The organism is Streptomyces sp. CNZ287 (genome assembly GCF_007827615.1).
The window spans coordinates 208,465-216,010 of record NZ_VISV01000010.1 but is presented as its reverse complement, the minus strand read 5'-3'; the positions used below and the strand labels follow the sequence as shown (position 1 = coordinate 216,010).

Annotated in this window: 6 protein-coding genes; 2 read left to right on the top strand and 4 right to left on the bottom strand. The window is 74.6% G+C overall.

Going from position 1 to position 7,546, the window contains the following annotated elements:
• Positions 1-169 precede the first annotated feature (169 nt).
• Positions 170-2,443 (top strand): phosphoribosylformylglycinamidine synthase subunit PurL, encoded by a 2,274-nt coding sequence (purL, locus tag FB457_RS19820; protein ID WP_047017145.1) that lies wholly within the window; start codon positions 170-172, stop codon positions 2,441-2,443.
• Positions 2,444-2,473: 30 nt separating this feature from the next.
• Here purL and FB457_RS19815 read toward each other — a convergent pair whose 3' ends face one another.
• Entirely contained in the window at positions 2,474-2,986 is a 513-nt protein-coding gene (locus FB457_RS19815; protein WP_047020192.1) for a PH domain-containing protein, read from the bottom strand.
• Between the two features lie 54 nt (positions 2,987-3,040).
• Here FB457_RS19815 and FB457_RS19810 point away from each other — a divergent pair, with 54 nt between their 5' ends.
• Complete coding sequence (locus tag FB457_RS19810) at positions 3,041-3,880, top strand: sterol carrier family protein (RefSeq protein WP_047017146.1); 840 nt, start codon at positions 3,041-3,043, stop codon at positions 3,878-3,880.
• Positions 3,881-3,947: 67 nt separating this feature from the next.
• Here FB457_RS19810 and FB457_RS19805 read toward each other — a convergent pair whose 3' ends face one another.
• From FB457_RS19805 to FB457_RS19795, 3 genes are read right to left on the bottom strand one after another with little or no spacing between them, the layout of a single operon-like run.
• Positions 3,948-5,252, bottom strand: coding sequence for a hypothetical protein (locus tag FB457_RS19805; protein WP_047017147.1), 1,305 nt, complete (start codon positions 5,250-5,252; stop codon positions 3,948-3,950).
• Positions 5,239-6,714: a hypothetical protein gene (locus FB457_RS19800; RefSeq protein ID WP_145782619.1), complete on the bottom strand. Its 1,476-nt coding sequence runs from the start codon at positions 6,712-6,714 to the stop codon at positions 5,239-5,241. Before FB457_RS19800 ends, FB457_RS19805 begins: the two co-directional genes overlap by 14 nt.
• The gene (locus tag FB457_RS19795) at positions 6,714-7,433 is read right to left on the bottom strand and encodes a hypothetical protein (protein WP_253911339.1); all 720 of its coding nucleotides are present in this window, start codon (positions 7,431-7,433) and stop codon (positions 6,714-6,716) included. The genes FB457_RS19800 and FB457_RS19795 overlap by 1 nt, the downstream gene beginning before the upstream one ends.
• Positions 7,434-7,546 lie beyond the last annotated feature (113 nt).

Here is a 7,546-nt window from a genome sequence, read left to right as displayed (position 1 = left end):
GACACCGGAACGGTGAGGGAGCGAGTTCGCGCCCTGAGCCACGATCGTCTGGACCCCCACGCGCGAAGGAGCGAGCGAGCGTGACCCTGGACACCGGAACGGTGAGGGAGCGAGTTCGCGCCCTGAGCCACGATCGTCTGGACCCCCACGCGCGAAGGAGCGAGCGAGCGTGACCCTGGACACCGTCAAGCACGCCTCGGGGAGCCCCGGCACCGAGCAGCCGTGGGCCGAACTCGGCCTGAAGCAGAACGAGTACGAGCAGATCCGCGAGATCCTCGGCCGCCGCCCGACCGGTGCGGAACTGGCCATGTACTCCGTCATGTGGTCGGAGCACTGCTCGTACAAATCGAGCAAGGTGCACCTCAAGCAGTTCGGCGACAAGGCCCCGCCCTCCGACGCCCTCCTCGTCGGCATCGGCGAGCAGGCGGGCGTCGTGGACGTCGGCCAGGGCTACGCCGTCACGTTCAAGGTCGAATCGCACAACCACCCCTCGTACGTGGAGCCTTACCAGGGCGCCGCCACCGGCATCGGCGGCATCGTCCGCGACATCATCGCCATGGGCGCCCGCCCTGTCGCCGTGATGGACCCGCTGCGCTTCGGCGCCGCCGACCACCCCGACACCAAGCGCGTGCTGCCCGGCGTCGTCGCCGGCATCGGCGGCTACGGCAACTGCCTCGGCCTGCCCAACATCGGCGGCGAGGTCGTCTTCGACCCCTGCTACCAGGGCAACCCGCTCGTCAACGCCCTCTGCGTCGGCGTCATGCGGCACGAGGACATCCATCTCGCCAAGGCCGCGGGCGTCGGCAACAAGGTGATCCTCTACGGCGCCCGCACCGGCGGCGACGGCATCGGCGGCGCCTCCATCCTGGCCTCCGAGACCTTCACTGATACATCAGCGGCTGACGCCGCGGGCGCCAAGCCCAGCAAGCGCCCCAGCGTGCAGGTCGGCGACCCCTTCCAGGAGAAGCTGCTCATCGAGTGCACCCTGGAGGCGTTCCACGAGGACCTCGTCGTCGGCATCCAGGACCTCGGCGCGGCCGGGCTCTCCTGCGCCACGTCCGAGCTGGCCTCGAACGGCACCGGCGGCATGCGCGTCGAACTCGATGTCGTACCCCTGCGCGACGCGACGCTTTCGCCCGAGGAGATCCTCATGAGCGAGTCGCAGGAGCGGATGTGCGCGGTGGTCGAGCCCGCGAAGGCCGACCGCTTCCTCGCCATCTGCGAGAAGTGGGACGTCACCGCCACCGTCATCGGCGAGGTCACCGACGGCGACCGGCTGGAGATCTACTGGCACGGCGAGCAGATCGTCGACGTGCCGCCGCGCACCGTCGCCCACGACGGCCCGGTCTACGAGCGGCCGATGGCCCGCCCCGGCTGGCTCGACGCGCTCCAGGCCGACGACGCAGCGAAGCTCCCGCGCCCGGCGGACGGCGCGGAGCTGCGCGCGCAGGTGCTGCGGCTCGTCGGCTCGCCGAACCAGGCCGACAAGTCGTGGATCACCTCGCAGTACGACCGCTTCGTCCTCGGCAATACCGTCCTGGCGCAGCCCGAGGACTCCGGCATGATCCGGATCGACGAGGAGACCGGCCTCGGCGTCGCGCTGGCCACCGACGGCAACGGCCGGTACGCCAAGCTCGACCCGTACGCGGGCGCGCAACTGGCGCTGGCGGAGTCGTATCGCAACGTCGCCGCCACCGGCGCCCGCCCGCTCGCCGTCACCGACTGCCTCAACTTCCCCTCGCCGGAGGACCCGGCGGGCATGTGGCAGTTCGCCGAGGCGTGCCGCGGCCTGGCCGACGCCTGCCGCACCCTGGGCACCCCGGTCACCGGCGGCAACGTCTCCCTCTACAACCAGACCGGCGACCAGCCGATCCACCCGACGCCGGTCGTCGGCGTGCTCGGCGTGATCGACGACGTGGCGCGGCGCACCCCGATGGCGTTCGCCCAGGAGGGCCAACTGCTGTACCTCCTCGGCGAGACGAAGGAGGAGCTGGGCGGCTCGGCTTGGTCGCAGGTGGTCCACGACCACCTCGGCGGGCTGCCGCCGGCGGTCGACCTGGAGCGGGAGCGGCTGCTCGCCGAGATCCTCATCTCCGCGTCACGCGACGGCATGATCGACGCGGCGCACGACCTGTCGGACGGCGGTCTGGTGCAGGCGGTGATCGAGTCCTGCCTGAAGGGCGGCCACGGCGCGCGCCTGGTGGTGCCCGAGGGGCTGGATCCCGCGGTGTTCCTCTTCTCGGAGTCGCAGGGCCGCGCGGTGGTGGCGGTGCCGCGGAGCGAGGAGATGCGGTTCACCGACATGTGCGGGGCGCGCGGGCTGCCGGCGACACGGATCGGCGTGGTCGACGGGGACGCGGTGGAGCTGCAGGGGCAGTTCACGCTGCCGCTGGCGGAGCTGCGGGAGACGTACGAGCGGACGATCCCGGAGCTCTTCGCCTGAGCCCGGAGGGCCGTCCGCTGCGGGGGCGGGTCAGCGCACAGGCTCCGACCCGCCCCCGAGGGCGTCCACGGCGCGGTAGATCTCGGCCTTCAGCCCCTCCGGGTCCGGTACGTGCCGGAGCGTCATCACGCCCTGCTCGGACGCGGACTGCACGTTGAGGGTGCCGTAGCGCATGATCCGTTCCCACAGGTTGGCCCGGAACGACACGTCGTTCACGCGCGACAGCGGGATGCTGCGGCCGGACTTGGAGAGGAAGCCGCTGCGCTTGTGGAGGCGCTTGGTGGTCAGGATGTACATCGTGCTGCGCCACTGCAGCAGCGGCACGAGCCAGAAGTAGCAGGCGAAGATCGCCGCCACCGCCAGCACCCCGAAGCTCGTGTACGTCCCCCAGTCCTCGTCCGTCGGCAGCCACCAGACGAGCGCCCCGGCGGCCACCGCGATGACGCAGAGCGCGAGGAACTCGTTGACCAGCGTGGTCCAGTGCTGGCGGGTCACGTACACCAGCGACTCGTCTTCTGCGAGGTAGCGGTCGGCGATAGGCATGCGCGCATGGTGGCACACGACCGGGTTGTCACACATCGGCCGTACGCTCCTGTCATGACGACCGCCAAGCGCAGCGGCGCCCGCAGGGCACGTACGTACGACCCGGACAAGACGTGGACGGCGCTCACGGCGCAGGTGCGCGCGCTCAGCGCCGCGGCGCACGCGCTGGACGAGCGCCGGCTCGCGCTGCCGTCGGGCCTGCCGGGCTGGGACGTACGGCTGCTGCTGGCGCATGTCGCCGGCGAGATCGAGACGGTGCCGCGGCTGCTCGCCGAGCCGCCGCCGGCGGCGGTCCGGGCGGCGGTCGACCTGCCGAGGTGGGCGGTGTCGACGGCGGGCGCGGCGGACGACCTGGCGGCGGGCGCCGTACGGGACGCGGAGCGCATCTCCACCGCGTACGGGGACGGGCCGGCGGCCCTCGCGTCGGCGCTGGACGCGGCGGCGGAGCGGCTGGCGGCGGCCGCGCCCGAGGCGGTACGGAGCGACAGGCTGCTGCCGCACCGCTTCGGCCCGATGACCGCGCTCGACGTGACGGTCACCCGCCTCGTCGAGCTCGTCGTGCACAGCGACGACCTGACCCGCGCCACCGGCGCGGACGTCACGCTGGACCGGGGCGCGGTCGCCGCCACGGTCCGCGTCCTGGCGGACGCCCTGGCGGCGAAGTCCCCGGGCGCGGCGGTGGAGGTCCGCATCCCGCCGTACGCGGCGATCCAGTGCATCGAGGGCCCCCGCCACACCCGGGGCACGCCGCCGAACGTGGTGGAGACGGGCCCCCTGACGTGGATCCGGCTGGCGACGGGGCGTACGGAGTGGGCGGCGGCGCTGGAGGAGGGCTCGGTCGCGGCGAGCGGCGAACGGGCGGACCTGAGCGGGGTGCTCCCCGTGCTCGCCTGACGCGGCGCGTGGCGCGCGCACCGGCGCCGGAACCGTCATCGAGGACGCTGCGGGCGGGCGGCGGGTGTCAGGGCCCCAGGGCACGGGTGAAGTCGCCGCGGGCGACGCGTGCCGCCAGCGGGTCGCTCACCAGCGAGCCGTAGCCGGTGGCTGCCCACAGGCTGCGCTCCGCGGGGACCTCGAAGTACGGCACGTCGCGGCCGTCCATCCGGTCGGTCAGCACCTCCGGGGCACGCCGGGCCTGGACCGCGGCGGTGCACGCGGCGCAGGCCGAGACGCGGAGGTGGTCGCGGCGGCCGAGGGGGCGCCACTTGACGCGGCGGGCACCGCGGCCGTGCAGGGGGTTGAAGAAGCACAGCGGCAGGGCGGTCCGCGAGCCCTGCAGCGCGTCGCGGCCTTCGAGGACCAGGGCGAGGACGCCCGCCAGGTCGGGGCGGCCACGGGCGCCGTCGAGCACGGTGCCGGCGGCGGCGTAGGCGTCCAGCGCGTGCTGGAGGCCGGCCGGGTCGGCGTCGTGCGGGCGGACCTGCGCCGCTTCGCCGAGGGTGATGACCTCGGCCTCCGCGCGGCGGCGCAGATCCGCCTCGTCGGCGGCCGCGGCAGCGGCGAACACCGCCCGGGGGAAGGTGAACGGAGCCGGGCCCCGGGCCGTCCGGCGTCGACGTACCAGGAGCAGCCCGGCGAGCCCGGCCAGCGCGACCGCGGCGGCGGCGATCAGGGCGACGGTGCCGACGGCGTCGTCGGAGGACTCCGCGGCTTCGGTCCCGGCCGGCTCCGGGGTGCCCGGGGTCTCAGGAGTGGCGGCCGTCGGCGTCGGCGTCGGAGTGCGCAGGTCGGCGGTGGCCTCTTCGTAGACCTCGTCACCGTTGCCCGCGGCGACGATCTCGACCGCCTTGGCCAGCCGGGTGCCGAGGCCGGCGTCCCGCATCTCGTCGAGGTGGAAGACGGCGGCCGCGGCACGTCCCGCCTGGTGCTTGCCGTGCGGCCACTCCCAGCCCTCCAGCGTGTCGGGGAGGTCGCCGGTGGTGAGGATGACGGCATCCCGGCCCAGCCGGTCGTGCACCGCGCCGGCGAGCTGCCGGGGGTCGCCGCCGAACGCGTCGCCCGTCGTCAGCGGCACCACCACCGCGTACAGCGGCAGCCCGGTGTCCTCGATCTGCGCGACCAGCTCCCGCTGCCGGGCCGGCGGGAGCGCGGTCTCGTACCCGTCGTCCACATACACCGGCGACCGCCGCAGCGCGTCGGCGATCTCCTGGGCGGCGCTGGGCTGCGCCATGGCGGAGCCGGAGCCGGGGAGCACCGCGACGGCCACGGCGAGCAGGACGGTGAGCAGGGCGGCCGGCAGGCGGCCGGCGGAGTCAGTGCGGTACACCGGCGTACTCCCGGACCTGGCGGATGAGTTCGGTGATCCCGGTCGCGGCGGCGGCCAGCGGTCCGGGGACGGAGTCGTACGGGAGGGGTCCGTGCGGGGTGGGCAACTGCAGGCGCATGACGTGCGGCGGAGCGGCGGCGTGCCGGCAGGCGGTGCAGAGCGGTACGGGGCCTGGCGCGTGACCGGGTACGGGCCCGGGCGCAGAGCCCGGTGCCGGTCCCGGCGCGAAGTCCGGCGCGGCGGCCTCGGGCCCGTGCAGCGGGTTGGTCGCGCAGCATCGGTAGTCGGCGGCGGCGTGGGGGGCGCCGCCGAGCGCCGCGTGCCCGGCGCGGGCCAGCACCAGGGCGCAGACCAGGGCCTCGGGGGCGGCGTCCCGGTCGACGTGCCCGTCCTGCCGCCCGTCCACCACGAGGAGCGCGGCATCGAGGCAGTCGGCGGCCCGGATGACGCCCGGACCGTCAGGAAGGCCGCCGTGGCCGCCGGGGACCCCCGCTGCTTTCCCGGGGCCGTCCGCCACGGCCGCGTACCGCTGGGCGAGCGACCGCAGGGCTTCGTCCGCCGCCCTGTGCAGCTCCGCCCGTCCCGGCGCGCGGAAGCCGTCCGCGCCCGGTGCGGTCACCGCTAGGGCGCCCGGCCGCCCGGCCGGAAGCTGGGCGGGCAGCGGCACCCACATCGCGGCGCGGTGCCGCCGCCGCGCCCGCATCGGCGTGCACGCCGCGACCACCAGGCCGAAGAGCACCAGCGCGAGGAAGGCGCCGACGCCGAGGCCGGGCCCGAAGTCCGCGCCGAACACCGACGGCAGCGGCTCCGGCTCGTACTCCTCCTCCTCGTCCGCCGGCAGTTGGTACGGGGGCTCTCCCGGCGTGCTGTTCCGCGGCGCCTCCTCCAGCAGGGTCATCAACGTGCCGAGCCGCTCGGGGAGCCGCAGGTCGTCGACGTCGGAGTCCACGTCGGCTCTCATCACCTCGCGGGGCAGCTCGTCTTCGAGGTGGTCGCTGTCCAGCAGCGTGGCGTAGTTGGCGACTTCGATGTCGCCGACGTACGGATCGGCGACGACGTAGACGCCGTCGCGGTCGAGCTGCTCGTGCAGCCGCCGCATCAGCTCCACGGCGTCGCCGCCGGACTCGTCCTCCCGCTGGGTCGGCACGATCGCGACGAAGACCCCGTGGTCGAAGCCACGGATCCGGTCGAGCAGTTCACCGCGCTCCGCGGCCTCCAGCACCCGCTCGCTCTCCGGATCGGCGTAGAGCGGCTCCCGGGCGAGGCCCGCCCCGACCCGCTCCACCCGGAGCCGCAGGTCGGCCTCCGTCGGCGGGTGCGCCGCGGACGGCCCGGGCTCGGGGCGTGCGCCGGCCGGGGTCGTGGAGCGGAACCCGTACCGCTGGCCGGCGACCACCGCGACCAGCACCGCGACCAGCACGGCGGCGACGATCTCCGGTCGCCTGCGCAGCCACGTCCCCATCAGCGCCGCCCCGGTCCCGACGCGTGCGGGAGCCGCCGCAGCCGCCGGACGTAGGCGCCGACGAGGAGGATGAGCAGCGGCACCCCGGCCAGCGAGATCCCGGTGACGAAGCTCTGGTTCTCCCGGTCGGTGACCGACACGTCGTCGGTGCTCTCCGGCTCCTCCGGGGGCGGGGTCCGGTGCAGCGGCTCGGGCGTGGCCGTCGGTGACCGCCCGTCGGGCCCGCCGCCGTACTTCTCCCGCGCGGCCTGCGCCCGCTCGGCGACGTCGTCGGAGGTCAGCGCTTCGACGAAGAGCGCGAACGACTCGATGGGCCAGGCGTCGAAGGGCATCTCGTACGTGACCACCGACCTGGCGTCCTGCACCGGCACGTCCACCCCGTAGGACGTGGCGTCGATCCATGACATGCCGGCGTCGATCAGCACGTACAGCCCGTCCTCGCCGAGCCGGTCGTGCACGGCGGCGAGCAACTGCTCGGCGAACGCGGGCGCGTTCGGCAGCACGAGCACGTACGTCGGCACGCCGGTCCGGTCGGCCGTCTTCGCGAACTCTCCCGTCGCCGAGCGCGGGACGGCCAGGGGCACCTGATCCGAGATGTAGACGGGGTTCTCGCGCAGCCGTTCGGCGAGATACCCGGCCTGTGTCTCTGCGTCTTCCGCGGCGGCCTGCCCGGCACCGGGCCCCAGGGCCAGCACCAGCCCGGCGACGAGCCCGGCCACCCCACGCCCTCGACCCCGCAAGTCCCCCAACCCTCCCCGCTTGTGCCGGTTTCCGACTCTACTTCGCCACACCGGCACGCGCGACGGCATGGCGCGGCCTGACCGGTGGTCCG

Bases quoted from the DNA above. Each gene is read 5' to 3' on its own strand.
- FB457_RS19815 (WP_047020192.1), bottom strand. From the start codon at position 2,986: ATGCCTATCGCCGACCGCTACCTCGCAGAAGACGAGTCGCTGGTGTAC.
- FB457_RS19810 (WP_047017146.1), top strand. From the start codon at position 3,041: ATGACGACCGCCAAGCGCAGCGGCGCCCGCAGGGCACGTACGTACGAC.
- FB457_RS19800 (WP_145782619.1), bottom strand. From the start codon at position 6,714: ATGGGGACGTGGCTGCGCAGGCGACCGGAGATCGTCGCCGCCGTGCTG.